The 25,500-nt window shown below is 48.4% G+C and carries 23 protein-coding genes; 8 read left to right on the plus strand and 15 right to left on the minus strand.

The features are described 5' to 3' along the window. Positions 1–145: 145 nt before the first annotated feature. The 12 genes from hfq to ACN6MW_RS31440 form a co-directional block, all read right to left on the minus strand. Positions 146–391: an RNA chaperone Hfq gene (gene hfq / locus ACN6MW_RS31385; RefSeq protein ID WP_419873618.1), complete on the minus strand. Its 246-nt coding sequence runs from the start codon at positions 389–391 to the stop codon at positions 146–148. Between the two features lie 17 nt (positions 392–408). Further along, a complete protein-coding gene (gene miaA, locus ACN6MW_RS31390) occupies positions 409–1,317 on the minus strand; it encodes a tRNA (adenosine(37)-N6)-dimethylallyltransferase MiaA (RefSeq protein ID WP_419876504.1) in 909 nt (302 codons plus the stop codon). Between the two features lie 101 nt (positions 1,318–1,418). After that, positions 1,419–2,195 carry a class I SAM-dependent methyltransferase gene (locus ACN6MW_RS31395; protein ID WP_419873619.1) on the minus strand — a complete coding sequence of 259 codons (777 nt, stop codon included), beginning with the start codon at positions 2,193–2,195 and terminating at the stop codon, positions 1,419–1,421. After that, positions 2,192–4,225 carry a DNA mismatch repair endonuclease MutL gene (gene mutL / locus ACN6MW_RS31400; RefSeq protein ID WP_419873620.1) on the minus strand — a complete coding sequence of 678 codons (2,034 nt, stop codon included), beginning with the start codon at positions 4,223–4,225 and terminating at the stop codon, positions 2,192–2,194. Before mutL ends, ACN6MW_RS31395 begins: the two co-directional genes overlap by 4 nt. Positions 4,226–4,252: 27 nt before the next feature. After that, positions 4,253–6,916 carry a DNA mismatch repair protein MutS gene (gene mutS / locus ACN6MW_RS31405; RefSeq protein ID WP_419873621.1) on the minus strand — a complete coding sequence of 888 codons (2,664 nt, stop codon included), beginning with the start codon at positions 6,914–6,916 and terminating at the stop codon, positions 4,253–4,255. Positions 6,917–7,182: 266 nt separating this feature from the next. Then, positions 7,183–8,598, minus strand: a complete 1,416-nt coding sequence (locus ACN6MW_RS31410) for a putative amidoligase domain-containing protein (protein ID WP_419873622.1) — start codon at positions 8,596–8,598, stop codon at positions 7,183–7,185. 139 nt (positions 8,599–8,737) lie between these two features. After that, complete coding sequence (locus tag ACN6MW_RS31415; protein ID WP_364148620.1) at positions 8,738–9,301, minus strand: outer spore coat protein CotE; 564 nt, start codon at positions 9,299–9,301, stop codon at positions 8,738–8,740. A 604-nt stretch (positions 9,302–9,905) separates the two neighbouring features. Then, a complete protein-coding gene (locus ACN6MW_RS31420; protein WP_419873623.1) occupies positions 9,906–10,874 on the minus strand; it encodes an aromatic acid exporter family protein in 969 nt (322 codons plus the stop codon). 38 nt (positions 10,875–10,912) lie between these two features. Continuing rightward, a complete protein-coding gene (locus ACN6MW_RS31425) occupies positions 10,913–11,710 on the minus strand; it encodes an ABC transporter permease (RefSeq protein ID WP_419876505.1) in 798 nt (265 codons plus the stop codon). Between the two features lie 82 nt (positions 11,711–11,792). Further along, the gene (locus ACN6MW_RS31430; protein WP_419873624.1) at positions 11,793–12,590 is read right to left on the minus strand and encodes an ABC transporter ATP-binding protein; all 798 of its coding nucleotides are present in this window, start codon (positions 12,588–12,590) and stop codon (positions 11,793–11,795) included. A 28-nt stretch (positions 12,591–12,618) separates the two neighbouring features. Then, positions 12,619–13,629, minus strand: a complete 1,011-nt coding sequence (locus tag ACN6MW_RS31435) for an ABC transporter substrate-binding protein (protein WP_419873625.1) — start codon at positions 13,627–13,629, stop codon at positions 12,619–12,621. 156 nt (positions 13,630–13,785) lie between these two features. Beyond that, complete coding sequence (locus ACN6MW_RS31440) at positions 13,786–15,300, minus strand: carboxypeptidase M32 (protein ID WP_419873626.1); 1,515 nt, start codon at positions 15,298–15,300, stop codon at positions 13,786–13,788. Positions 15,301–15,451: 151 nt separating this feature from the next. Here ACN6MW_RS31440 and ACN6MW_RS31445 point away from each other — a divergent pair, with 151 nt between their 5' ends. Continuing rightward, positions 15,452–15,784 carry an iron-sulfur cluster biosynthesis family protein gene (locus tag ACN6MW_RS31445; protein ID WP_419873627.1) on the plus strand — a complete coding sequence of 111 codons (333 nt, stop codon included), beginning with the start codon at positions 15,452–15,454 and terminating at the stop codon, positions 15,782–15,784. Beyond that, complete coding sequence (locus ACN6MW_RS31450) at positions 15,781–16,341, plus strand: beta-class carbonic anhydrase (RefSeq protein ID WP_364148628.1); 561 nt, start codon at positions 15,781–15,783, stop codon at positions 16,339–16,341. Before ACN6MW_RS31445 ends, ACN6MW_RS31450 begins: the two co-directional genes overlap by 4 nt. A 32-nt stretch (positions 16,342–16,373) precedes the next feature. Here ACN6MW_RS31450 and ACN6MW_RS31455 read toward each other — a convergent pair whose 3' ends face one another. Beyond that, positions 16,374–16,913: a DUF309 domain-containing protein gene (locus ACN6MW_RS31455; RefSeq protein WP_419873628.1), complete on the minus strand. Its 540-nt coding sequence runs from the start codon at positions 16,911–16,913 to the stop codon at positions 16,374–16,376. 190 nt (positions 16,914–17,103) lie between these two features. Between ACN6MW_RS31455 and ACN6MW_RS31460 the strand changes: the two genes are divergently transcribed. The 3 genes from ACN6MW_RS31460 to ACN6MW_RS31470 all read left to right on the plus strand — a co-directional run bounded on the left by ACN6MW_RS31460 (position 17,104) and on the right by ACN6MW_RS31470 (position 19,910). Next, on the plus strand, positions 17,104–17,520 hold the full coding sequence (locus tag ACN6MW_RS31460) for a hypothetical protein (RefSeq protein WP_419873629.1): 417 nt from the start codon (positions 17,104–17,106) through the stop codon (positions 17,518–17,520). Between the two features lie 2 nt (positions 17,521–17,522). After that, positions 17,523–17,804 carry a YxcD family protein gene (locus tag ACN6MW_RS31465; protein ID WP_364148633.1) on the plus strand — a complete coding sequence of 94 codons (282 nt, stop codon included), beginning with the start codon at positions 17,523–17,525 and terminating at the stop codon, positions 17,802–17,804. A gap of 198 nt (positions 17,805–18,002) precedes the next feature. Then, positions 18,003–19,910, plus strand: coding sequence for a glycosyl hydrolase family 18 protein (locus tag ACN6MW_RS31470; RefSeq protein WP_419873630.1), 1,908 nt, complete (start codon positions 18,003–18,005; stop codon positions 19,908–19,910). A 172-nt stretch (positions 19,911–20,082) separates the two neighbouring features. Here ACN6MW_RS31470 and ACN6MW_RS31475 read toward each other — a convergent pair whose 3' ends face one another. Then, on the minus strand, positions 20,083–21,366 hold the full coding sequence (locus tag ACN6MW_RS31475; protein WP_419873631.1) for an ATP-binding protein: 1,284 nt from the start codon (positions 21,364–21,366) through the stop codon (positions 20,083–20,085). A gap of 349 nt (positions 21,367–21,715) precedes the next feature. Between ACN6MW_RS31475 and ACN6MW_RS31480 the strand changes: the two genes are divergently transcribed. The 3 genes from ACN6MW_RS31480 to ACN6MW_RS31490 all read left to right on the plus strand — a co-directional run bounded on the left by ACN6MW_RS31480 (position 21,716) and on the right by ACN6MW_RS31490 (position 24,620). Continuing rightward, complete coding sequence (locus ACN6MW_RS31480) at positions 21,716–22,138, plus strand: hypothetical protein (RefSeq protein ID WP_419873632.1); 423 nt, start codon at positions 21,716–21,718, stop codon at positions 22,136–22,138. 446 nt (positions 22,139–22,584) lie between these two features. After that, positions 22,585–23,936 (plus strand): IS1182 family transposase gene (locus ACN6MW_RS31485; RefSeq protein ID WP_419871355.1). Its coding sequence is split into 2 segments (ribosomal slippage): positions 22,585–23,152 and positions 23,152–23,936, totalling 1,353 coding nucleotides; the frame shifts between segments, so codons are not numbered across the junction. Positions 23,937–24,191: 255 nt separating this feature from the next. After that, positions 24,192–24,620 carry a VOC family protein gene (locus ACN6MW_RS31490; RefSeq protein WP_419873633.1) on the plus strand — a complete coding sequence of 143 codons (429 nt, stop codon included), beginning with the start codon at positions 24,192–24,194 and terminating at the stop codon, positions 24,618–24,620. 93 nt (positions 24,621–24,713) lie between these two features. Here the strand turns inward: ACN6MW_RS31490 and ACN6MW_RS31495 are convergent, their stop codons facing one another. Beyond that, a complete protein-coding gene (locus tag ACN6MW_RS31495) occupies positions 24,714–25,244 on the minus strand; it encodes a DUF1697 domain-containing protein (RefSeq protein ID WP_419873634.1) in 531 nt (176 codons plus the stop codon). Between the last annotated feature and the right edge of the window lie 256 nt (positions 25,245–25,500).

Consider the following 25,500-nt stretch of genomic DNA (forward strand, 5'->3'; position numbering starts at 1 on the left):
CTCCCCTCCTGTTGATCCATAATTCTTATTTTCTATCTTTGCCACGAAATGAAAAGAGCAACCCAGCTTGGAGCGGGTTGCTCTTGCATGCCGCTATCTAGTTAAACGATACTCATTATTAGAAAGTTTCACTAATTGCTGAAGCCTATGAATCGGAACCGTTATGTTCCTGCTGCATAAGAGAAACATTCCGTTGCGGGGTAAACGTCGAAATAGCGTGTTTATAAACCATTTGTTGGCGACCTTCGCTGTCAATAATAATCGTGAAATTATCGAACGCTTTAATAACGCCCCGAATTTGAAAGCCATTCATTAAAAAAACCGTAACCGGTATGTTGTCTTTGCGAAGCTGATTCAGGAACGTATCTTGAATATTGATCGATTTGTTCATTGGACGTTACCCCCGTCTTAAAAAGATTGATTAGAAGTATATTCAAGATTAACTTGAAACTTTCCTGCTATTATAGCATGAACGGTTTGCAAATTGTTGTGAAAATTTTCCCCCATGTCGATCCAATGAATGCCATTCATATGGCGAAACCATGAGAGCTGACGCTTGGCAAACCTTCGCGTATCTCTTTTGAGTCGCTCTACCGCAGCTTCCAGCGTGCAATTTCCGCGCAGATAATCTGCGATTTCCTTATAGCCAAGACCCTGCATCGCGACTGCGGCAGGCGGCAAATCCCTATCCAGTAGCTGCCTCACCTCATCTACTAATCCTTGCTGCATCATCTCATCTACCCGCTGCTCTATTCTACGATACAACTCCGCACGGTCCAGAGTCAAACCGATAATGCAAAGCTCATAGGGAGACACCTTCGTTTGGCCTGCCTGCTGCTCGGAAAACGTTTGTCCCGTCATATGGTATACCTCAAGCGCGCGTATGACGCGTCTTAGATCGTTCGGATGCAGTCTCTCTCCCGCGGGAGGATCGATAGCGGCCAGACGCGCATGAAGCGCCTCAGCGCCGTGTTCGGCGGCATAACGCTCTTGTTCTTGCCTAAAAGCTTCATCCGATCCGATCTCCGCGAACTGAAATTGATAGCAGACGGATTCCACGTACAGGCCTGTCCCTCCTACTATGAAAGGCAGCTTGCCACGCTCGGCAATTTGCGCTATCGCTTGTGTTGCGCCCGCTTGGAAGTCAGCTGCGGAATAAGGGACTTCCGGCTCACAAATATCGATGAGATGATGCGGAATCCCTTCACGCTCATCCAACGGTATTTTGGCAGTACCAATATCCATACCCCGATAGACCTGCATCGAATCACCGGAAATAATTTCCGAATTCCAGGCTTTGGCAATATCCAGGCTCATCCGCGTTTTGCCTACCGCTGTAGGGCCTATCAAAACTAATAGAGGCTGCTTGCGCTGCGGTAAATCTGTATTATCTTGTTTTACTATATTGAGATCCTCACTCAAAGCTGTATCACTCCATATGCAATTTTCGATGTGTTTACATGCCGGCGCTCGAAGCCAAGCCGCGCGAATTCCCCGCTTGCCTGATGCTCCTTAAGCACTACCGTCTTCGTGGCCACACGCTTTGCCTGCTCGATGACATCATCGGTTAAAGCGTCCATATTCGCGATCGCGCGAAGAGGCTCCATCGAACTCGATTCATTGATCGGCTGCCTGAACATCGGATCGAAATAGACGATATCCGCGCTATTATCGGGTAAACTCCTTAAATAATCCAAATGATTCATGCATTTCATATGGATTCGTCTCATCGCCTCATTTACATCCGCGAGACTGGTCTGATAGGCTGCCAATCCTTCCCGGACGAGGGCGCATAAAACGGGCTCGCTTTCGATTGCGGTAACACTTCCCGCAGGCCCAGCGGCATAAGAAAATACAAGCGAATCCGAGGCAAGTCCAGCCGTACAATCAATGATGCGGTCACCTTCCTCGCAGCCTGACAACTGGACCAGCGGATCCGTTTCCCCCCGTCGAAGCCGTTTCACCCGTACAAATGCCATGCTCGGATGAAAATAGAGCGGCGTCTCGGCCTGTCCGTCGTAATACCTTACTTCTTCTTCGGTCACGACGATTAGTTTCTTGTCTTGGCTCAGCGTTAAGAGCTTCGTAACCGTCAAATTCCCGCGTGCTTTAAGAGGGCTTGCGAGTTCCGCCGACAATCTGCCGGCTTGCTCTAGCGCGCGGGCTGAGGGCTTGGCTGTCGTTGTAATAATCACGACATCACCCGCTTGAACATTTTCTCCAGCTGGTAGGTCGATAGATGCACGATAATCGGACGTCCATGCGGGCAGGTATAGGGCTGCTTGCAATTCGCAAGTCTCGCCAGCAGGGTCTCGCCCTCCTCGCGATTCATCCGATCATTCGCTTTGATCGAAGCTTTGCATGAGCACATGATAGCAGCTTTCTCGCGAAGCTTGCCGATATCAATGGATTTCCGCTCAGCGATTAACAGCTCCGCCATCTCCTCGAGCAAGGATTGCTCCTCCCCCTGCGGCATCCATTCCGGATAGGACCGAACGAGAAACGTTTGCGCGCCGAAGGGCTCGAGCTCAACGCCCGCCTGGGTGAATAACGGAATCAGCTCCCGCAGCTGCGAAGCCTCTCCGGTCGTAAACTCAAGCGTTAACGGTACAAGCAGCTGCTGGCTTGCGGCCTGCGGATTTCCAAACTTCTGATAATAGTATTCGTAATTTATCCGCTCGTGGGCGGCATGCTGGTCAATAAGATACAAGCCGTCTTCGGATTGCGCCACGATGTAAGTGCCGTGATGCTGCCCGATCCAGTAAAGCTCCGGGAAAGCAAGCTCGCCGTTTGGCGTGTCTTCGTCCGATGGCAGCTGGGCCACAGGCGCTTCGTATAGGGAGGCTTCGGACGGACTATCCGCTTTCGCTCCAGCCTCTGCAGGTGGCGCTTCTCCTGCTAAAGGCTCATTTTTTTGATCTGGTTCAAGCAATATCAATTCCGAAGCCGCAGGAGCAGCCTGCTCCCAAGCGCCGGAAGCCTCACGGACTGACATTTTCTCCGCGTCCACCGGTGCCGGCGGCGCATAAAGCTTTTCCGCAGCGTTCCGGGGTACGTATTCCCGTTCAATGACCGGCGGCTTATACGAAGAAGATGTGCCTTTATTCGTCTGGCTTGGCTGAAAGGGTTTAAAAGCTTCCGCAATCGGTTCCGGCCGGTGAAAAGAGATGGCATCCTGGACGAACAGCGGCTTGGAACGCTCCGGCTTGATGCTTGATTCCGGACCCGGAATATGACGTTGCTTACCGAGCACGGCTTTTACGGCATCTTCAATCATCGTACGAAGCTCTGGCTCTTTACTGAATCTGACCTCCATCTTGGAAGGATGGACGTTAACGTCCAATAAGCTTGGATGCATCCCCAGCTCCAAAATGACAAGCGGATAACGGTTGATTGGCAGAAGCGTATGGTAAGCCTGCAGCAAGGATTGATTAATCGTATGGCTGCGGATATATCGTCCGTTTACGACAGCGGTAATCCCGTTCCGGTTCGCCCGGGTAAGCTCCGGCTTCGAGATATAGCCGCGCAGTTCATAATCGGAGGTTTCCGCTTCAATGGGCAGCATAACCTTCGCCGTATTAGAACCATAGACCGCTGCAATTACCTGCAGCCGGTCCCCTGATCCGAGGGTGCGCAGGAGAACATTGCCGTTATGCTTAAACGTAAAAGCGATCCCGGGATGCGCAAGCGCGATCCGGTTAATATAATCAGAAATATGTCCAAGCTCCGTTTGGATGGCCTTCATATATTTCAAGCGGGCCGGCGTATTGTAAAATAAATCTCTCACTGTCATTTCCGTTCCCTGCGGCGCGTTTGCGGGTTCGTCGACTGCTACCTTGCCGCCTTCGATTACGATGCGCCTTGCCAGTCCCGATGAGGTATCGGATGACGTGCACTGCAGGCGCGATACCGCAGCGATACTCGGCAGCGCCTCTCCCCGAAAGCCTAAGCTCGCAATGCGAAAGAGATCGCTGCTCGTCGAGATTTTGCTCGTAGCATGCCGTTGAAACGCCGTAACGATATCAGAGGCCTCGATGCCGTAGCCGTTATCGATTACCTTAATGAGGGTCAAGCCGCCCTCTTCAATCGAAATGTCTATGGTCGTGCTGCCGGCATCGACCGCATTTTCCACTAGCTCCTTAACGACCGATGCCGGCCGCTCGACCACCTCGCCGGCCGCAATCTGGTTGGCAAGCTGCTCGTCCAGCACTTTGATTTTTCCCATGACGTTACGTTTCCCCCTTTCGCTATGCTAATTGTTCAACTTGCTTTTCATATCATTCAGCCATTGCATCGCCTGCATCGGCGTGAGGTTAAACAAATCCAGCTTGCGTAATTGCTCAGCCAGCTGCTCCGCTTTCGGGCTCGCTTTCTTGCGGGACGGCTCCGCCTCGCTTGCTGCGGCCGGCTCATCGAAGATGGACAGCTGTACGATCTCATTCGATTCCGCAACCCTCTGGAACTGCGCCTTTTCCTCTGTCAAAACGGATGAAGAATAAGTCATGGCCTTCGCTGTCGTTTTTGGTGCGTCTGCGGCCAGGGTCTCATCAAGCAACTCATAAGCTCTCCCGATGATCGACTGCGGCAGGCCGGCTAATTGAGCGCAATAGATGCCGTAGCTGGTGCTTGCGGCGCCAGGAATTAGCTTTCTTAGAAATGTTACATTATCGCCGCTTTCTTCTACCGCCATACGCGCATTCGCAAGCGACGGCAGGGATTCCTCGAGATGCGCAAGCTCATGGAAGTGAGTCGATACGAGAGCCTTGCAGCCAATGTGGTGGTGAACATACTCAATAACCGCCTGGGCAATTGCCATCCCCTCACCGGTTGAGGTTCCCCGGCCCAGCTCATCAATGATTACTAAGCTGTTTGCGGTTGCCTGATCCGTCATGATCTGAATATCCTTCATCTCGACCATAAAAGTGCTCTGTCCGCCAATAAGATCGTCCGCTGCGCCGATGCGCGTGAAAATGCGGTCGATAAGCGGAATGACCGCCGACTTTGCCGGGACGAAGCAGCCCATTTGAGCCATGATGCAAATGAGTGCCACCTGGCGCATGTAGGTGCTTTTTCCGGCCATATTGGGACCGGTTATGAGAAGCATCCACTGCTCGTCCTTGCGAAGCGACGTTCCGTTCGAAATAAAAGGCACGCCGTCCATCATCGCTTCTACGACGGGATGCTTCCCTTCCTCAATACGCAAATCATAGGATTCGGTCACTTGAGGACGGGAAAAACGACGTTCGGCACTAACCGTGGCTAACGATTGGTATACGTCAAGCTCCGCTATAATGGCGGCCGCCTTTTGAAGCCGATGCAGATGGAGCGATAAATGGTCTCTCAGCTCGATAAAGCGTTCGTATTCCAAATCAACCATTTTATCCTCAGCCTCAAGAATCAATCTTTCCTTTTCCTTGAGCTCCGGAGTCACGAAACGCTCGGCATTGGCCAGTGTTTGCTTACGCTCATATCTTCCTTCCGGAAGCGACGCCAAATTCCCTTTGGACACCTCTAAGTAATAGCCAAAAATACGGTTATAGCCGATTTTGAGGTTTTTAATGCCTGTCGCCTCACGCTCTTGGCGTTCCAGCTCTGCAAGCCACTTCTTACCGTTCGTGCTTGCTTCGCGCAATTGGTCCAAGTAGGCATCGTAGCCCGCGCGAATAAGTCCGCCCTCCTTGATGTTTACAGGCGGCTCATCAACAAGCACGGTCTCGATCAGATCGGCGAGATCCGCGCAGTCATCCGTACCTTCAACAAGCGCCTTCAGCACATCCGAGCCGGATTGCTCGCATAAAGCGGTCAGCTGGGGTATACGTCGCAGCGAGCTTCGCAGCGCATTCAGATCTCTGCCGTTCGCGCTGCCGAATGCCACTCTGCCGACCAACCGTTCAAGATCGTAAATAGGCTGCAGCTCCGAACGGATATCGTCTCTTAAAATAAGGTTAAGATACAAGGTCTCTACCGCATCCAAGCGCGCTTCAACGGCCGCGCTGCTGAGCAGCGGCTTATCGATCCAGCGGCGCAGGAGCCGCGCGCCCATAGAGGTCTGCGTACGGTCAAGAAGCCATAAAAGCGACCCCTTCTTGCTGCGGTCGCGAACCGTTTCGGTCAGCTCGAGGTTTCTCCTTGTATAATGATCCAAAATCATATATTGATTGGGCTCATAGCCCGTGATAGTACGCACATGCCCGAGCGAACGTTTTTGGGTTTCGTCCAAATATCCCGTCAGTACGCTCACGGCCTGCAGGCGGGCTCCCGAAATTTTAGCCAGTTCAGCCTCGCCGAACTGTTCAAGCAGCTTGTCCGCCGCCATCGGCTCGCGCGCTGTCAGAAGCAGCTGTTTGTTCCACGCCGCGGAAGCCTGAATAAGATCCAGCAGCCCCCGGTCTCCCACAAGCTCTGAAGGCTGATAAACGTTGATTTCATCGATAAGCGCTTCTACATGCTCAGGAAAGGAAGTAACATAAAGCTCGCCTGTCGATAAATCGCAGGCAGACAATCCGAACATGCTGCCAACTTGTACGATTGCAGCAATGAAGTTATTGGAATTGCCGTCCAGCGCCTTCGACTCCATGACGGTTCCAGGCGTTATAATCCGTACGATTTCACGGCGAACAACGCCTTTGGCCGCCGCAGGATCCTCTACTTGTTCGCAGATGGCAACTTTATAGCCCTTATCGACTAGCCGGCTTATATAATTCTCAGCGGAATGGTAGGGCACGCCGCACATCGGAATTTTTTGCTCGCCGCCGCCTTCCCGTCCCGTCAGCGTAATTTCAAGCTCGCGGGATGCCGCAATCGCATCCTCAAAAAACATCTCGTAAAAATCGCCAAGGCGAAAAAATAAAAAAGCGTCCTTTGCTTCTTCTTTGATTGCAAGATACTGCAAAATCATTGGCGTATATCCAGCCATTCCGAACCTCCTCAAAAACGTCAACAGCGTGATGGTATATTGGAATTCAATAATTAATGTCGTTAAACACATGAGCTTCGGTGAAGCAGCATTGTCGCTCAAGCAGTAAACATCAGATATTCATTATAACAAGCGGAACAGATGTGCGCTATAAGCGAAGTGAAGAAGGCCAGCAACGGCCGGCTTTTCCGAGCCTAAAAAAACAAGATTGCCTTCGCCTATGCGCGGACAACCTTGCTCATCGCCGGAAAAAGATTCAATTATATCTAAATGGGCATCCGCCATTTGATGCGTATGTCGGCGCGTTCATCCCAGGTCGTCCCGCGTCTTGCTGCCTCGAGAAGCGGCTCGATGTAAGGCGCCAGATCGTCATAGCTTGCCGTGGCCGACATCGACTCGGCCAGCCCATCCAGGCAGCCGGCCAGCTCGGAGCGGTCGCCGGTGTAATAGGCTTCGATATACCGCTCCTCCAGAGCCGGCAGGTAGGCGAGATTTTGTTCTTCGCGCGCGCACAGCAGCACCAGCGCGAAGGCCGCTTTGGCCGCTGCCGGCGAAACCAGCCAGCTCGGCAGCGTCCGGTATTCGAACCCGCCGTGCGGCTGCTGGCGGAAGTCCCCGAGCGTGCCGTAACGGGGACGCCGTGCCCGCCCAGCGGGGTCCTCTACAAGCGCGAGCGGGAATGCCGCGAAGCTGTCTAGCAAGCGGAGCAAGCGGCCCGTAAGCGGCGCTCCGCTGAGGTGGATGTGCCCGCCGAGCGCCAGCCCCGGCACGGGCATTGCTCCTGCGGCCCAGCGCAAGGCGGGGTCGCTGATGCGGTCGGCGGCGCGCTGCAGCAGCCGCCGCAGGTTCGCGGCGAGCGCGGCCGGGTCCGCGGCCGGCTCTGGCCGCAGCTCGGCGACGGGATAAAGCAGCCGCCGCCCGACGAGCACGGCATCGGCTCCTGCTGCCCCGCCGACGCCCGCCCCAAAAAAACGCGACGCCGAAGCGATCTTCCCTTCCTGCGTCACAAGCACAAACTCGGGATCGGCGCCGATTAGCAGCTGCCGATCCGCAATTCCCGCTCCCGCCGCGGCATGCCGCGCGGCGAATCGGCGCAGCGCTGCCGCCTCCAGCCTCGTATCTCTCAGCTTCGGCCAAGCATCGAGGACGGCAGTGCGCCCGTCCCCGCCTAGCGCGACCTCGGCCTCGCCGATATCGAGGCCGAGCGCATACAGCGCTGCCGTCGCGGTCCGCGCCACTCTCCGCAGCGCCGGATCCTCCGGCCACCCCCCGGTTCCCTCGGGGAGCAGCGGCTTCCCTTGCAAGATTTTACCGGCGGCATTGATGCGAAGCATCTCCACCGGCTCTAAATCCACGGCGCTTACGCGATAAATCCGCTCGCTCTCCAGGGGGGCGCCGCCGCATAAGCCTGCACGCTTCCATAAGTTCTGCTTCTCGTCAATGGACTTCTGAGAAGCCTTACGGCCATTCGCATTCAGTACCCATACGCCGATAAAACGGCTGCAATCGATCGCTCGCGCATCTGACCATGCCAGAACGGCGTCTCCTGCTTTTACTTCCGTCCAAGGCTCGGCGTAAAGCGGCTGACCGCTGCGTTCGCCTGCGATAAGCGGTCTTTCTTTGTTAGATGTCATTTTTTCAAGTCGATCGTAGCTGCCCCGCCATATCCACGTCGAAGCCATCCCGTTTCCCGCCTTTTTTGCGATCCGAAATCGTGAGATTTCATACCTTTAAATATTTCCAAAAAAAAGAGGGCTTTCGCCCTCGAATTTGCTGCTCGCGCAGCATATGATACCTTGACAGCAAAGCTTCCCGGCTTGCTTACAGCTCGTCGTCCAGCAAATCCGGATCCAAATCCTCATAATCGCTATTGCCGAGGCTGAATTCCAAATCCTTGCCGTCCAGGTCGCCGCAACCGCCTGGAAGAACCGCTACGCAAACCTTAGTCTCGGCAACAAGCTCCACCGAAAACTCACGCTCTACGCGAACCACGACACCGGAACCGTTCGAAGAAATATTCGCTTCGATACAGTTCGGCTCTTGAATCACATCGGCTGACACCTCCACGGTAGACGGGCGATGCTTAGGGTCTACATAGGAAAGATTGACATGCTCGACGTAATGCACCGATTCCTTAGCTACGTCTGTTTGCGAGTTTTTGCTGTACGAATACCAAATGTTGATATCGTAAGTACCAATTACCTCAATGCCGTCGCCCGAACGAACCGCTTCATATTGATGGTTAATTATCCATGCTCCGAGAATACTAGTCGGATTATGAGGCGGCGTTACGGTATGGGTTACAGTGGAAAACTTACGACCTTTGCCGCAGACAGCCTTCGTAATTATTTCTCTGTACTGGAGCTGCTTATCTGCAATAGTCATTGATTTAACCTCCTCCATACAATCATTCATTTAAAGTGTATGCAGGACATTCGTCTAGGGTGACTGTTTATTTTCTCGAAATATAAGATTATATAAGTTTTTATACTTATAGGCATCCATATAGATCTGTACGTAACGTTTGCTAGGCCGATCGAGGCCGGAATTAGCCGTCACGCTTGAAATATAAGAATACATAAGTCTCGCACTTATATCGATGCTTATATTTCTCAGCTAAACGTATACTGCGCCAAACCAGTCAACGCAGCCGTTTACGCTTGAAAATCAAGATATTATAGGCTTCTCTCCTATAATTACGCTTGTTTTTCTACGCGAAACGAAAGCTGTGTCTCCATTTTCGCCACAGCCGTTTACGCTTGAAAATCAAGATATTATAGGCTTCTCTCCTATAACTACGCTTGTTTTTCTACGCGAAACGAAAGCTGTGTCTCCATTGTCGCCACAGCCGTTTACGCTTGAAAATCAAGATATTATAGGCTTCTCTCCTATAACTACGCTTGTTTTTCTACGCGAAACGAAAGCTGTGTCTCCATTGTCGCCACAGCCGTTTACGCTTGCCTTCGCAACGAATTTTTCCCTTTACATTCTATGGCTGAAGTTCGGACAACATGACTTTTCTTTTTTTAAGCCGCTTGGCTATGCTCAAATACCGCTCCAGCTCTCGGATAAGCATGAGCAGCGATGCGCGCACTTCAAACTCTTCCCTTGTTTTCGGAAGCTCCATCGCTTTAAACAATTGCGACAGCTCATTCAGCCGTCCTTCAACGGCCCCTTCATATACATCTGATTTCACATCGCTTGATAGCTCCTCAAGAAGATTGGCAATCATCGCGGCTTGCGGAAATTTCTGATAAACGAACGCGAGCTCGACGAGCATCTGCTGCACCGATTCGAGCTGCTGCCGCCTCATTTCGAAATAGCTGGACCAATAATGTCCCTGGCCCCACAGCCTGTTCTCGCGATTGCGGACGGAGCGCTGCGCCCCCTCTTCAATCGCGTTATAGGCCTCCAATATTTCGCCGCCGTTCCACACATGCGTTGGATTCCGAAGCGTGAATGCCATTTCTTGAAAAATGACGCCAAAGCTTTGTTCAATCGATGAGCGGTAAGAGCTCAGCTGATGCTCATCCTTCGGCATGTAAATGATATTCACGATCGTTGCCCAGCCTAAGCCGGCAAACAGCAGCATAATTTCATTGACAATAATATCCGTCGTCACTTCAGCCCGGTTAAACAAATGAAAGACGATAACCGAGCTCGTGACGATGCCGTCTTTTAATTGAAATCGCGACAATACGGGAAAAGTGATGAGAATAAATACCGCAACTGCCCAAATGCGAAAGCCGAACAAGGTAAAGATAAGCGATGCAAAAAAAAGTCCAAGCACCGAGGCGACAAACCGCACGAAGGCGCTTTTAAGTCCTTTCATCCGCGTCACTTCAACGCCGAGAATGGCAAGAATCCCGGCGCCAAGCGGCGGCTCCAAACCTAGATATACAGCGGTATAAATAGCTGCAATGGCGGCTAACGCCGTTTTAATGATACGAATGCCCATGAATTAACCTCGCGAACCGTAGGATTTATTCCTACATCCTACCGCTCACGCCAACCCGCCGTCAACCGTCTTTCAAGCGCAGCGACGAGCTGGTACATCACGGTCGCTACGACCGCAATTACGATTAAACTGGATAACACTAACGTGAAATTAAAGACCTGAAAGCCATATATGATCAAGTAACCAAGGCCTAGCTTAGCAACAAGGAACTCGCCGACGATCACGCCAATCCATGCTAAACCGACGTTAACCTTCAAGGTGGAAATAATCACGGGAAACGAACCCGGCAGTATGACCAGCTTGAACAATTGTAGTCGGGAAGCTCCAAGCAATCTGACCACCTTGATATAACCGGAATCGATTTCTCGGAAACGGTTGTATATATTTAAAGTCGTAATAATGACCGTGACCGATAAAGTAATGGCTACTATCGACATGAAGCCTGGTCCCAGCCCGACGATAAAGATCGGACCAAGCGCTACCTTCGGCATACTGTTTAAGACAACTAAATAGGGATCGAATACACGCGATAAAAAAGGAAACCACCATAACGCAGCCGCAATTGCCGTCCCAAGCAGCGTTCCAAGCAAGAAGCCGACTACGGTCTCGGTCACCGTCATGCCGATATGCGGCCAAATTGAACCGTCAGCCATCGTCTTCCACAGCTGGGCAAGCATCTTCGAAGGATAACTGAAAAGCAGCGGATCAATCCAATCATTGCGCCCTGCAGCTTCCCATAAGCCTACGAACAGCAAGAGCAGCACCGCCTGGGTCGCAAGAACCGCAGCGGTAACCCGGCGTTTTTGGCTTTTATAGCGGGCATGCAGCTCGCTCATCAAGAAACGGCGTCCTTCCTGTACAGCTATATATTCATCGCTTTTTGGCACGGCTGCTGCCCGAAGGTCCGGCTTTTTCGGATCATCCACCTAGCTTTCCCCCTTCGTTGTCTTCCTTGTCCAGCTCAAGCCATAACCGCTCGAACAGCTCTTGGAAGCCCGGCAGCTTGCGGGCTGCCATTGGCGAAGCAAGCCGTACGTCCTCGGGTATAACGACCTCGCGGCGGATATGTCCGGGATTGCGTCCCAGCACGATGACACGGTCGCTCATTGCAGCCGCTTCCGCCAAGTCATGTGTTACGAGTACCGCCGTCTTGCCTAGACGCTTCAGCGTCTGATGGACTAAATCCTCCAGTTGAAGCTTGATATGCAAATCAAGCGCGGAAAATGGTTCATCGAGCAACAGCACCTCGGGCTCCGTCGCCAATGTCCTTGCAAGCGCAACTCTTTGGCGCATGCCGCCCGAGAGCTCATGCGGATATTTCTGGCTGGAGTCAGGCAGACCAAGCTCATATAACAACTTTTCAACGGCCTGCAACGACTTCTCCGTTTTCCGCCCGCTAATTTCCAATCCGATTGCGGCATTTTCTTTTATTGATCGCCATGGAAACAAATAATCTTGCTGCAGCATATAACCTACTTTCGGGGAGGGGCCGACGACCCGCTCTCCGTTTAGCAGAACTTGACCTTTCGTGGGCGGAAACAAACCGGCGAGCAAGCTAAGCACCGTTGTCTTGCCGCAGCCGCTCGGCCCGACCAAGCTAATGAACTCCCCGCGTTCAACCGTCAACTCGATACGCTCTACCGCAAGAGAGGCTCCCTTTTCATTCACGTAAACATGGGATAACTGCTGCAGCTCAAGCACTGGTTCACTTCTCATGCCTAAGCCTCCATTCCTTGCAAGCTTATTATTTCACCTCTTCGATTGCTTTCTCCGCAAAGCTCGTATCGACAAGCTCGTTATGCTCCGTCCGTTTTTCAAGCTCTCCAGCCGTCGTAATGACATCAAGCAGGTTGTTCCACTCCGTTTCGTCGATGATCGGATCCGTCGCAAACGAGCCTTGCTTTTTGTAACGGTCGATGGAGCTGATTAATATATCACGGTCGACATTCTCGAAATATGGAAGAACCACATCGGCGATTGCTTCGGCATCGTTGCTTTCAACCCAAAGCTGGGCTTTATGGACGGCATTCGTGAACGATTGCACTGTTTTTTTATTTTTATCGATGTAGCTTTGCTTTGCCATGAATACGGTATATGGGAGATGGCCGCTCTCCGCGCCAAAAGACGCCACGACATGGCCTTTGCCTTCCTTCTCAAAGATCGAAGCCGTCGGTTCGAATAGCTGCACGTAATCGCCGGTGCCAGACGCAAAAGCCGCCGGAATATTAGCAAAATCCACATTTTGAATGAGCTCCAAATCGGCCTTCGGATCAATGCCCAATTTTTTCAAGGCGAATTCGCCTGCCATCTGCGGCATGCCCCCTTTTCTTTGGCCAAGGAATACGCTGCCCTTTAATGAATTCCAGTCGAAGCTTTCATCCGCTTCCCTCGACACAAGAAAAGTGCCATCGGTTTGCGTTAGCTGAGCAAAGTTGATGATCGGATCGTCCGTGCCTTGCTGATAAACATAAATAGACGTTTCTGAGCCTACCAGTGCGACATCGATGGCATTAGACAGCAGAGCGGTCATGGTTTTGTCGCCGCCCGGCGTTGTTGTCAGCTCAACATCGAGGCCCTCCTCCTCAAAGAAGCCCTTTGCTACCGCTACATACTCCGGGGCATAAAATAACGATCGCGTTACTTCCCCGATCCGGACTTTGACCTTCTCCGAATCATTTTTGCCGCAGCCTGCCAGAACAGCAGTCATTATGAGTGCTACCGATAGCAGCAGCGACAATAAAATACGTCTTTTCATTTTCGAGTCCCTCCTGCGCATTTGAGTTTATAAATGTACTCCAACGTATGCGCAAGAGTCATGGGCGGTGAATGCGAACATCAAAAAGAAGGCTGTCCGCTATCGTCCTTGGACGGTGGGACAGCCTTCTTATCGTTTCATCTGATCTGATTCGAGCTAAAGCTTGTAGATGTCTGTGTATTTATTCGTTAAATACGTAACTAAATGCTGCGGGTCCAGCGGTTTTCCCGTCACGCTCATAATAAGTTCAGAAGGCGTTCTAAGCTTGCCGTATTTGTAAATCCGTTCAGTCAGCCATTGCTTAATCGGCAGTAAATTCCCTTCACCGACATTTGTCCAGAAGCCCTCAAGCTCCCGCTCCATCGTGTCGGCGATTTGTGCAGCATACATATTGCCCAGGGAGTAGGAAGGGAAGTAACCGAACGCCCCGCCTGACCAATGTACGTCTTGGAGCACGCCCTCGGCATCATTGGACGGCGTTACGCCCAAATACTCCTTATATTTATCATTCCAAATGGCCGGCAGGTCTGCCGCTTTGGCTCCTCCGTTGAAGATGAGCTTCTCCATCTCGTAGCGTATGATAATGTGCAAATTATAAGTAAGCTCATCGGCTTCAATTCGGATAAGCGAGGGCTGCACGACATTGTTCCCGCGATAAAAATGATCAACGCTAACGTCAAGCTGACCAGGGAACCTTTTTTGAAGCTCACCGAAATACCGGTCCCAGAATGGCCTGCTGCGGCCGATTACATTTTCCCAGAAACGGGATTGCGACTCATGAATGCCCATGGATGTCCCCGTGCACAGGGTCGTTCCGATCAGCTCTTCCATAATATTTTGTTCGTATAGGGCATGGCCGCCCTCATGAATCGTGCCGAACAAGGCACTGGTTACATCGTTTTCCAAATACCGCGTGGTAATGCGAACGTCGCCAGGGCTAAGTCCAGTTGCGAACGGATGCGCGCTTTCATCCAGTCTACCCGCTTCGAAGTTGTAGCCCATTTGCTCTAATATGTATAAGCTAAATGCTTTTTGTGCCGACTTATCATAGTTTTGCTTAAGAAAGGAAGTATCGGGCTGATGCGGAGAATTCGCGATTGCTGCAGCAAGCGGTACGAGCTGCGAGCGTAAGCCGCCAAAAACCTGATCCAGCTCTGCAACCGTCATTCCCGGCTCATATTGATCAAGAAGCGTATCGTAACGAGTCGCTTTAGGTCCCCATAGATCTATAAATTGGTTCGTGTAATCAATAACCTTTTCCAGATAGGGCTGAAAGCCTGCATAATCATTGCTTTCTTTAGCTTCCTCCCACTTCGACTCGGACTGTGAGGCAAGGACCACGTATTCTTGGTAAAGCTTCGGCGGAATTTTGACGCTGCGGTCATAATCCTTCCGGGTCTCGGAAATTAAGCGCTGGTCGATTTCAGTCAGATTCGAAAACACGGTTTTCTCCTCCAGCGCGGAGATCAAATCCCCGAGCTCCGGCGAGGTGGAAAGCTTAAACTGGTCTGCGGACAAAGCCCCGATTACCTCGGAACGATTATCCATTCCCTTGCGCGGTGCGCCTGTCCGCAGATCCCAATAAAGGACGCCAAGCGCTTCCTCATAGCTCTTTATTTTACGAATCGTTTCTTTAAAGCCTTGAAGAGCTTCGTTTTGTTTGGCTGTCATTGTTTTTCCACCTTTCTCTTTTCTTAATCAAATCCGATTCTTTGCTAAAGCGTTCATTGGAACTTCACTTGATCTTGCTTATTTCAATCCTTATAATCATCTTAAACCCGCTAGTCATACAGTGCAATAGAGAGAAAGAGAGGAAATCATCATGCAAATTACTTTTTCGAAAGCTGCAACCGATCGGATATCTCCCTATTTAAATGACGGAAACACTCAGCTCAAGCTGCTTCATGATACGGAGGGCTGCGGTTGTGTCGTCAGCGGCGTTCCCGCCCTTCAGCTGATCAGCGAGCCCTCTGTCGACGACAAGCTTGCCCAAGGCGATCCATTTCCATTCTATTATGAGCCTCGGCATGAGATTTATTACGAACCGCGGCTTCGTGTCGATTACGATGCTGAACGCGGCACCTTTAATCTGAAAAGCGACAACCAAATTTATACGACGAACCTTCGCTTTCTAACCCAAGGAAGTGCCGTATGAACAAAATAGATGAAATTTTATCCTACAATCAGCAATTCGTTGAAAACCGCGAGTATGAGAAATATTCAACGAGTAAATATCCGAATAAACGTATGGTTATTGTCACCTGTATGGATACAAGATTGACCGAAATGCTCCCTAAAGCCATGAACCTCAAAAACGGCGACGCCAAAATAATTAAAAATGCAGGAGCTATCGTTACTCAGCCCTTCGGGAATATAATGAGAAGTATCCTGGTTGCTCTATATGAGCTGCAAGCCGACGAAGTATTTGTAATCGGCCATAATAATTGCGGCATGACGGGACTCAATCCCGAGCTGATTATTCAGCATATGGAGGAACGGGGAGTTTCAACCGAGACGATTACAACGTTAAAACATTCCGGCCTCAATCTGATGCGCTGGTTGACTGGCTTCGATAATGTCCGGGACAGCGTCATCAACAGCGTCAGCATTATTCGCAACCATCCCCTGCTGCCAGCCGAAATCCTCGTGCATGGATTAATTATTGATTCAGAAACGGGAGAGTTGGAACTTGTGGACGGTGCCTACAAATAAGGATAGCCCATAAAAAGAGAGCGTAAAGGGTATTAAGACAACCCCTCACGCTCTCTTTTTTTTGCGGCAAACGCTGCTTTTCTCGCTAAAATAACTTCTGACCGGTCTCTCTTCGTATGCCTATGAACGACTGCTTCATTATCAAGCGGGCTTGGAGCTCCCCATTTTAATCCTCGTAGCTCGCATGCCAGCTTGCAAATAGCAGCCAGCTCAACATTAATAATGTGAAAATTAATATCCGTATACGGTCTTTCCTCGCCCGATTGCAAAGCGGCAATTCTCGGTTTCAATTGTTCTTGGAGGTTATCCTTCTCGATGCCGAGCTGCAGGAGCGGTGCCAGCGATAACTTCCGTTCCGCTTGCGCGAGCATCTTCTCCGCCCCTCTCCAGTTGCCTCTCCGTTCGTGATATAGGCCGACAGCGAGCTGTATTAGGCCTACCCATGTCAGCGCGAGCGGATCTTCCGGATGCTCCTTCCAATATTCTTCAAGCAGCTCATGGCATTCGAAATAATCTCTCGAAGCATGGAATTCCACCAAATAATCGATATAAGCTTTAGGAAATAATTGCATGAAAGCCTCCTTTACTTGTATTCAAATGGCGTTACGCCATATCCTTCTTCCTAAAATATTAGCATATGTCGCTTATACTTTCATACATTTAGACCAATCCTAAAGATCAAACGAAACCTTCGTCTGCATTAGCCGTATTATATTTCTATAACAATGGAAATATCAAAGATACCAGGAGGAGAACAGACAGATGAAAAAGGGAATCTTAGTTATGATGGCATTCGTGCTATTCTTTACATTAGGCTTCAGTCAGTATGCCGATGCAAGACCGCGCGGCGGAATTAAATCTCCAAAACAAAGCGTTACGCAAAACCCTAAAAGAACAGATGACGTTAAACAAACCAATCCGGGGACCAAAACTGGCGCGGCAACAGGCACGACAAAACCCGGCTTTTTCAGCGGAGGCAGTTTAATGAGGGGCTTAATGATCGGCGGCTTGGCGGGCTTGATGTTCGGAAGCTTATTTGCCGGCTGGGGCGCTTTTGGAAATATACTGGGTCTTATGATTAATCTGCTGGCCATCTTTGCGGTCATCATGCTCATCCGGGTTGCTTTCGTTTATCTACGCAGCAAACGTAATCCGCCAGACCGCCGGAGACCTTACTAACGGTGCGCATCTATACGGATGAAATAATAAATGCCATCTGCCTCAACATGGCCGACCGAAGAGGAGTCAGTCCCACAGACGTTGAAGTACAGCTCTCGTGGGAAGAAGAATACGGGTATACGGCCGAAGTTTGGGTAAACGGCCGCAGCCAATACATTATTGAAGCTAATATCCTAGAAGCCATCGAACAATATATTTTCAAACAATATAACCGACGCGTATTCCGTTCCAATATTACTTTGGACGCGGATGAAGAGTTTTGGGCAGATATCGTGGAAGACTAGAAAACATGCATCCTTCAGCTGACATTATCAAAACGATAAGCAGCTTAGGGATGCTTTTTTATGCCCATTTGAATCTATCCATTCTCCTCCCAATAATTACTAGAGATATTTTCATAGTTTTCGTGCAACCTCCCTCTGACTCGTGCGTCTAACCACTTGACTAGAGAGGAGTGACTATAGCTTTATATGAGGAGAAAAATGAGTACGGCTCTGCTGCTGCTATTGTTTTGCCAATCGGTATTGTCGGCAGCATCTGGAATCGCGGACGCAGCAGCCGCGCAAATGACGAAGTTTCGTGTCTATCAGAATGACCAGGCCCTTCGTGAATTTGCAACTGAAACGCAAGCTATCGCTTATGCAGGTAAATTCGGTTACAGCCATGTCGAGAAAATTGCTGATCGCGCTTGGGTGTGGGACAACTTTCCCCGTTACAAAGTGTATCAGAACGGCCAATCGAACCCGAAATGGGAATTTAGCTCTTATGCTAAAGCCTTATCTGTCGCAAAGACATTGACCAACGTACATATTCGCGATCTTGAAAACATTGGTTGGAGCTATCAATCCTATGCCAAATTCAAGCTTTACCAAGGGGATAATACCAGAACGAATTGGTCCTTCCTAACTCTTGCTGACGCTAAGCAAGAAGCCAAAAAATGGGGAAATTCGCACATCATCGATATATCGACGAACAAATGGGTATGGAGCAATCTTACCGCTATCCAAAAAATAGCCCAACAAAAAGCAGTACCCGTATACCAAATCGCCGTGGGCGGCACTTCTGTTCAAGATCTGCCTTTGTACTCCTTCCTATTCGATGCCATTCAAGCATCGGCTGCTGTTCCGGGAAGCGAGATCATTAACACAGCAACCGGTAAAATCGTTCATTCCAACGAGCCTGCCTATTCAGTCATGCAAAACGGGGTTACGCTCCATTCTTTCATAAGCTTAGAGGCAGCGGTGCAGCAAGCTAAGAAAACGCCGAATGCGGAAGTAATCTACAAAGGATCTGTCTATTGGTCAGGCATTCCGTATTTGGCCGTGTATCAAGGAGAAAATAAGATCCGGTCCTTTAATGCAAAGAGCAGTGCGATTGCTTTCGCTAAGAGCTATTCCAACAGTACGGTAAGAACGATCGAAGGACGAAAAATCTGGGGCAATACAAAAAAACTAATCTACTTGGGCTGGAACGGTAGCGCAACAAGTACTACCGTAATGAATCATGTCGCAAATACCCAAGGCTTATCCATTGATTCCCCCACTTGGTTTGAGCTCGCATCCGCTGACGGAACGCTGGCTGATACTTCGGATCCATCGGTAGCCAATACCTTTAATGCGCAGGGGGTAAAAGTCATGCCTCTTGTTCATAACCAGTTTGACAGGAAAATGACAACGGCGTTTCTAAAAAACGCTTCTGCTCAGCAGACGTTCATAAATCAATTGACAGCTAAGCTTTCAAAGCTTGGCGTCGCCGGCATTAACCTTGATTTTGAAGAAGTGGCCGGCAGCGACCGTACGGCATACACAGCCTTTGTAAGCGCACTTGCCAAAGCCGTTCATGCCAAAGGCCTGCAAATCTCCATCGACTTGCCCCGCGGAAGTTTGAGCTGGAATCATTTGACCGCTTATGACCATGCAGCGCTGGCAGCGGTCGTGGATACCATCATCATAATGGCTTACGACGAGCATTGGAGCGGCAGCGAAACACCTGGTTCGGTCGCAGGGCTGCACTGGGCAGAAGAAGGCGTTAAGCAATTTCTAGGCTATGGGATCCCGCGCAGCAAGCTTATGCTTGGCATTCCGTTTTACGTGCGGGAATGGAAGCTGGACAGCAGTAATAAGCTGGTTGGGAACCGAGCCATTTTCATGAAAGAAGTTCCTAAGCTAATTGCCGATACGAACGCTAAAGGCGTGCTGGACCCTGAATCAGGACAAATAAAATATAAATACTTCAAGGACGGCTATACCTATCTGTTCTGGGCGGAAACCGAAAGCACGGTAAAAGCCCGCATTGATATTGCCAAAACCTATGATCTAGCAGGCGTCGCAGCATGGCGGCTTGGATATGAAAGCTCAGCTTTGTGGACCATGATGCTGCAAATGAAATAAACGTCCTCTATCCCCAATCTTTTTTCATAGGATTGGGGATTTTTTTCGGCATTCGATCATTAATGTCCTCTCCCCTTCCTCACGCAGCCTTAACCTTTTTCACACCAAAAAAAGACTATATCAGCAGATGCTGCACAATCTTTGATCAAAAATCCTTTTCCATTCGGTTGGTCTAATGATCCTTTTTAGCGGCCGGAAAACGAAGCACAACCTTCGTTCCTTTTCCGACAACGCTTTCAAATGCGATCTTGCCTTTCATAGCTTCAACAATTCGAACCGTTACTAAAACCCCTAATCCCGTGCCTGTATCCTTTGTGGTAAAAAAAGCGGTACCGACATTGTCTAAATCCTCTTTGCTCATCCCTTTCCCTGTATCTATGATTTCTATGAATATCTCTTCAAAGCGATAATAAGCATTGAGCGTTACTTCACCATAGTCCGGTATCGCTTCCACGCCGTTTTTGATCAAGTTCAATAAAACTTGCGACAGCTTTGGCTTATCCGCCTGTACATACAAATCCGTTTGGTTGCAATTTAATTGGATTTGGACATTTTGGATGAGTCCATAGGAATTCATCATTTCCAAGGTGCTGCCCAGAAAGCTGGCAACCTCTATTAATTCAAGCTGCTCCGAGTGCGGCTTTGCCAGATTCAAATAATCGGTAATGATGAATTCTGCCCTGTCCAATTCGTCTAATGCGATTTTTAAGTAATCTTTTTTCTTATCGTCAACGGATTCTTTAACAAGCTGCAAAAAGCCTTTTACAACCGTTAACGGATTACGCACCTCATGCGCAACGGAAGCCGCGATTTGGCTCACGATCTTCAGCTTTTCGCTGCGTTCCAATTCAAGCTTCAAATAAGCCGTTTCTATGAGATGTTCCTTTAGCAAGGTTGATATTCCCATTCCGATTAATGAAGCGAATGCGAGAATCGCCGACATCATTAAGCTATGAATTTGGCCTTCTATGTCATACTGATAACTCTTTATGTAAAAGGTCAACAGCACATACGTAATGAATACCGAATGTAATGATAGCAGCAAGCATATTGCGATTCTTCTAATCGATGAATAACCAAGAAATGATTTTACAAAAAGAAATGCGGGTCCAAGAACAAGCAAAAAAGATAGTTCAGCAATAAGTACAGCATCCCCGCCGATATAATAACGATACAAAACAGCGATAAGAAGCGCAATTATGCCAGGCACGTATTTTCCAGACCCGTATACGATCGAAATGATTAAAGGAATGCTTCTTAAATCTCCTTGAAAGCTGCCAATCAATTGAACAGGAGCAGCCATGCAAAGTACAGCAGATAATCCGAACATACAGCCATTCAAAATTTGGTAATGCAGGTTATCGATTATTTTTTTGCGCGAAAAAAAGAACTGCTGAATAAAGATCGGAAATAATATGATAATTAGATGAATTAGCAATTGATTTGCCATATCCATATATCAATCCCTCTCTTTTTTACAATATATGTATAGTCCTAAAGTACCAAATACCTAAAATTATAATACCATAAAAAATTAAAACCCATCACTATTTATATCTTATGGACGTCCCAAAATTCATCCAAATGATTATATGTCCAATCGAAACTATAACTCTATGAATATACTAGATCAACTCAGCATAGAGGTGGTGATTGATATGGGTTTCGGCGGCAAAAACAAAAAAAGCGTATTGGTTATTTTTGTTAAACCTGGTCAAAAAGTTTTAATTATCGGCAAAAAGCATCGGAAATGGAAACATGACTGCTAACAGCTTAGTCTAACAGAGTAATGGAGGTGTCCAAGTATGCTTCAGCTTAATGGAATCGTAGGCGGTAAAAAGGATATTGCGGTAGGTCCTCGCAAAACTTTTCTTTTGCAACAAATTGTAATCGCAGTAGAAAACAATCAAAAGCTCACGTTAAAAAGTCTAAATTTCTTATTCAACAATGATGCTTTCGCAATTAAAATCGAAGCGAATCCAACGCCCGGCATTTTTGTTGCGAAAGGCGGATTTGGCGATCTCAATCCGAATAAGGTGCTATTCAATAACAATACCGGTGATGGAATCATCATTTTTCTAACGATAAGCGCCGTAAACTTAGCCAGAAACACTCGCACGCTTAGCCGTTCCGACAGCTGGGTTCTCGGACTATCCCGTTGCTCGAAACGTTTCCCTAAAGTGCCAATCCAGAAGAAAAAAAGTTACAAAGTAAAGAAAAAGGTTTGAGAATAACCATCAAGCAGTCTGGATCAGGTAAAAAACCTGCTAGACTGCTTTTTTTCCGTTGTTCAGCGCATGTATTTTCCCTGGGCTAATAACACGGATAAATAGCCATCGGAACAAACACCCAATCATCCACGAAAAAATTCGCATACATTACTGAGTACTCAACACGCAAGGAGGTGCATTTATACGATGTCCGGTCATGTAGGTGGTGCTTTTACAAACACTGGTACGATTCTGGTGCTTTTCATACTATTGGTGATTATTGCTTGTAGCTGCGGCGTATTCGGCAAAGGCTACTAAGAAACAAAAAAAGAAAGACCCTCAGATTACTGAGGGCCAGGCTGTCGAGAAAGTCTCGACAGTCTTCTTTTTGTTTAATTAATTTAACACGACACCGCGTTAATACAGTATAATTATAGTAATTAAAACGAACGGATGGTGTCGTGATGCTGCGTACTAATCGAGATAAGCAACAAAATTACGAATTGGTTTCCATTGAGGAGCTAGTGCCCTCTGATCATATGCTTCGCAAGATCGATAAGCACATCGATTTCACCTTTATCGATGAGAAGGTTCGCCATCTTTATTCGCAGGATAACGGTCGTCCAGCTATTGACCCGCTTGTTCTCTTCAAAATGATCTTTCTAGGCTATTTCTATGGCATACGTTCCGAACGCCAACTTGAACGTGAAGTTCAGACTAATTTGGCTTATCGTTGGTTTTTAGGACTTGGGCTAACCGATCGCGTTCCAGACCACACCACGATCAGTTGGAATCGTCGTACGCGTTTTAAGGATACCTCTGTCTTCCAGGACATCTTTGATGAGATCGTGCTGCAAGCCATCTCTCACCGTATGATTGGCGGCCGTGTGTTGGTATCCGACTCCACGCACGTGAAAGCGAATGCGAATAAAAACAAATATACAAAAGAGCAGGTTCAGCAGAACACAAGGGATTATTTGGATGAACTGAACTCGGCAATTGAAACCGACCGTAAAGCGCAAGGAAAAAAGCTCTAAAACCACGAGAGGAGGTGAACGAAGACAAGGAAGTGAAGGTCAGTACAACAGACCCGGACAGCGGATATATGTTTCGGGAAGGCAAGCCGGAAGGCTTCTTTTATCTGGACCATCGTACCGTCGATGTGAAGTGCAACCTCATTACTGATGTTTTCGTAACCGCAGGAAATGTTCACGATTCCGTGCCGTACCTCTCTCGATTAGATCGTCAGCGTAAACGTTTTGGTTTTGCAGTTGAAGCAGTCGCACTTGATTCTGGTTATATGACGACCCCGATTTGCAAGGGACTTGAAGACCGCAACATTTATGGTGTTATTGCGCACCGCAGATTTCAACCGACACAAGGGTTATATCCCAAATGGAAATTTACATATGATGCCGAACGGAACTTGTATATTTGTCCCCAGCAACAAAAATTGCCTTACCGAACGACAGACCGACACGGATACCGACACTATGCTTCGGATCCGAAGATCTGTGCAGCATGTCCCATGCTAGAAAAGTGTACGCGCTCACGTAACAAGCGTAAGATCGTCACCCGGCACATCTGGGAGGACAGTAAAGAGCAAGTACGATTAAACCGCTTAAGCAAGTCGGGCAAAAGATTGTACCGAAAACGAAAAGAAACGATTGAGCGAAGCTTCGCGGATGCTAAACAGCTCCACGGGTTTCGCTATTGCCGGTTGCGCGGGTTAAACAACGTAATGGAACAAGCGTTGATGACCGCCGCCGTGCAGAACATGAAGAAGATCGCCCTCCACTTGGAACGGAGGGCGTGAGAGGTTTAAACCCTCTGTTTCTCACGAAAAGAGAAGATAAAAAACAAAAGAGAAACCCGTCGTTTTGAAAAAACGTGGGTTTCTCTACAAGCTGACCCTCAGATTACTGAGGGCTTTTTTTCCGTTGCAATAGAACATCATTAAAATGGATAAAAATTTACATAAAGATATTTTGTTTATTTACGCCAAAATGTTACACTAAACAAGGAAATAATGGAATGCCTAAAACGCTTATATGATGAAGGAGTGAATGTAATGGCCCTGGAAGTATATTTGAACTTTAATGGCAACTGCCGCGATGCCGCACATTTTTACGCAAAAGTTTTTGGATCGGAAGTCACGCATTTAACTACCTTTGGTGACATGCCTCAGCACCCTGATTATGAACTGCCAGAGGAAGCTAAGCAGCTTGTCATGCATGCACGCGTAAATGTTATGGGAAGCACGGTTATGTTCTCCGATGTGTTTCCAGGCAAGCCTTTTACTTTAGGAAATAATATCAACCTTACCGTAGTTAGCAAAAACGAAGATGAAGTGAGAAGCGCATTTAACAAGCTGGCAGATGGCGGCAAAATTACGATGGAGCTTCAAGAAACCTTTTGGAGCAAGTGCTACGGCCAAGTTACAGATAAGTTCGGCATTGAGTGGCAATGCAGCCATGATGGAGAAGAAGTCTCCGCATAACACCTAAACCTTACCCAAAAAAAGAAATGGAGCTTTTCCAATGCGAAAGGCTTCATTTCTTTTACAATTGGTTATATATACTTGATGGCCCTCCTACGTTCTTGCCATAGCATCCAGCTTGAGAATGGTTTTCCAATTCCTATCCGTAGCGGGCAGCAGCTTTTGAAATTTTTTAGTTAGCTTGGAGTCTAAAACGCTCTGCCGGTAAAGAAAGTAGATTTCTTTTCCGCGAATCAAGTATTCGTCTTCGCCCTGTTCGACTTCCGGTAATTTATCCAATTGCTCTTGCGTGGGAGCTTCCTTTAATAAGGTAAGATGGATACTTTGTTTGTCTTCAAGCACAACCGACTTAAATGGTGATTGGCCGATGATGCTCGCAAGCTCTGCTGCTGATCTTACAAAAACAGCAATATTGAATCCAAAGACGCGGCTGATCTCCTTTTCGAGTTTTTCTTCCAATGTATCCGCGCTCACATCTGCTTCAAACATCACGTTCCCGCTGTTTATGTACGTTTGAACCCGCTTGTAGCCCATTTCCTCAACCATTCGCTTGAGCTCCGGCATTTTAATCATATTATGCCCGCTCACATTGATGCCACGCAATAATGCAAAATAAATGGTCATATGCAGACTCCTTTCTCTTTATGGCGAATGATTTTTTTTTTTGTAATGTTACTATAATTATACCTTCTGCAGACAGGCTTGTACTACAAATTCATCGAATCTTTGCGATTTATTCGACTAAAAAAAACGCTGCGGCATTATTCGTCAAACATTCCTATAAACTGCACCTATCGTTTGACATACTTTTTCAGTAAAATCATTTATTCTTGTCTTGTTCTTATGCAAGCTTACAACTAAATATGACTATTATTTTATA

The sequence above is a fragment of the Pristimantibacillus sp. PTI5 genome, from assembly GCF_048572955.1.
In the GTDB taxonomy this organism is placed as follows: domain Bacteria; phylum Bacillota; class Bacilli; order Paenibacillales; family Paenibacillaceae; genus Pristimantibacillus.

Bases quoted from the DNA above. Each gene is read 5' to 3' on its own strand.
- miaA (WP_419876504.1), bottom strand. From the start codon at position 1,317: ATGAGCCTGGATATTGCCAAAGCCTGGAATTCGGAAATTATTTCCGGT.
- hfq (WP_419873618.1), bottom strand. From the start codon at position 391: ATGAACAAATCGATCAATATTCAAGATACGTTCCTGAATCAGCTTCGC.
- ACN6MW_RS31450 (WP_364148628.1), top strand. From the start codon at position 15,781: ATGAACAAAATAGATGAAATTTTATCCTACAATCAGCAATTCGTTGAA.
- ACN6MW_RS31455 (WP_419873628.1), bottom strand. From the start codon at position 16,913: ATGCAATTATTTCCTAAAGCTTATATCGATTATTTGGTGGAATTCCAT.
- ACN6MW_RS31410 (WP_419873622.1), bottom strand. From the start codon at position 8,598: ATGGCTTCGACGTGGATATGGCGGGGCAGCTACGATCGACTTGAAAAA.
- ACN6MW_RS31460 (WP_419873629.1), top strand. From the start codon at position 17,104: ATGAAAAAGGGAATCTTAGTTATGATGGCATTCGTGCTATTCTTTACA.
- ACN6MW_RS31475 (WP_419873631.1), bottom strand. From the start codon at position 21,366: ATGGATATGGCAAATCAATTGCTAATTCATCTAATTATCATATTATTT.
- ACN6MW_RS31470 (WP_419873630.1), top strand. From the start codon at position 18,003: ATGAGTACGGCTCTGCTGCTGCTATTGTTTTGCCAATCGGTATTGTCG.
- ACN6MW_RS31420 (WP_419873623.1), bottom strand. From the start codon at position 10,874: ATGGGCATTCGTATCATTAAAACGGCGTTAGCCGCCATTGCAGCTATT.
- ACN6MW_RS31495 (WP_419873634.1), bottom strand. From the start codon at position 25,244: ATGACCATTTATTTTGCATTATTGCGTGGCATCAATGTGAGCGGGCAT.
- ACN6MW_RS31445 (WP_419873627.1), top strand. From the start codon at position 15,452: ATGCAAATTACTTTTTCGAAAGCTGCAACCGATCGGATATCTCCCTAT.
- mutL (WP_419873620.1), bottom strand. From the start codon at position 4,225: ATGGGAAAAATCAAAGTGCTGGACGAGCAGCTTGCCAACCAGATTGCG.
- ACN6MW_RS31435 (WP_419873625.1), bottom strand. From the start codon at position 13,629: ATGAAAAGACGTATTTTATTGTCGCTGCTGCTATCGGTAGCACTCATA.
- ACN6MW_RS31425 (WP_419876505.1), bottom strand. From the start codon at position 11,710: ATGAGCGAGCTGCATGCCCGCTATAAAAGCCAAAAACGCCGGGTTACC.
- ACN6MW_RS31490 (WP_419873633.1), top strand. From the start codon at position 24,192: ATGGCCCTGGAAGTATATTTGAACTTTAATGGCAACTGCCGCGATGCC.
- ACN6MW_RS31440 (WP_419873626.1), bottom strand. From the start codon at position 15,300: ATGACAGCCAAACAAAACGAAGCTCTTCAAGGCTTTAAAGAAACGATT.
- mutS (WP_419873621.1), bottom strand. From the start codon at position 6,916: ATGGCTGGATATACGCCAATGATTTTGCAGTATCTTGCAATCAAAGAA.
- ACN6MW_RS31480 (WP_419873632.1), top strand. From the start codon at position 21,716: ATGCTTCAGCTTAATGGAATCGTAGGCGGTAAAAAGGATATTGCGGTA.
- ACN6MW_RS31415 (WP_364148620.1), bottom strand. From the start codon at position 9,301: ATGACTATTGCAGATAAGCAGCTCCAGTACAGAGAAATAATTACGAAG.
- ACN6MW_RS31430 (WP_419873624.1), bottom strand. From the start codon at position 12,590: ATGAGAAGTGAACCAGTGCTTGAGCTGCAGCAGTTATCCCATGTTTAC.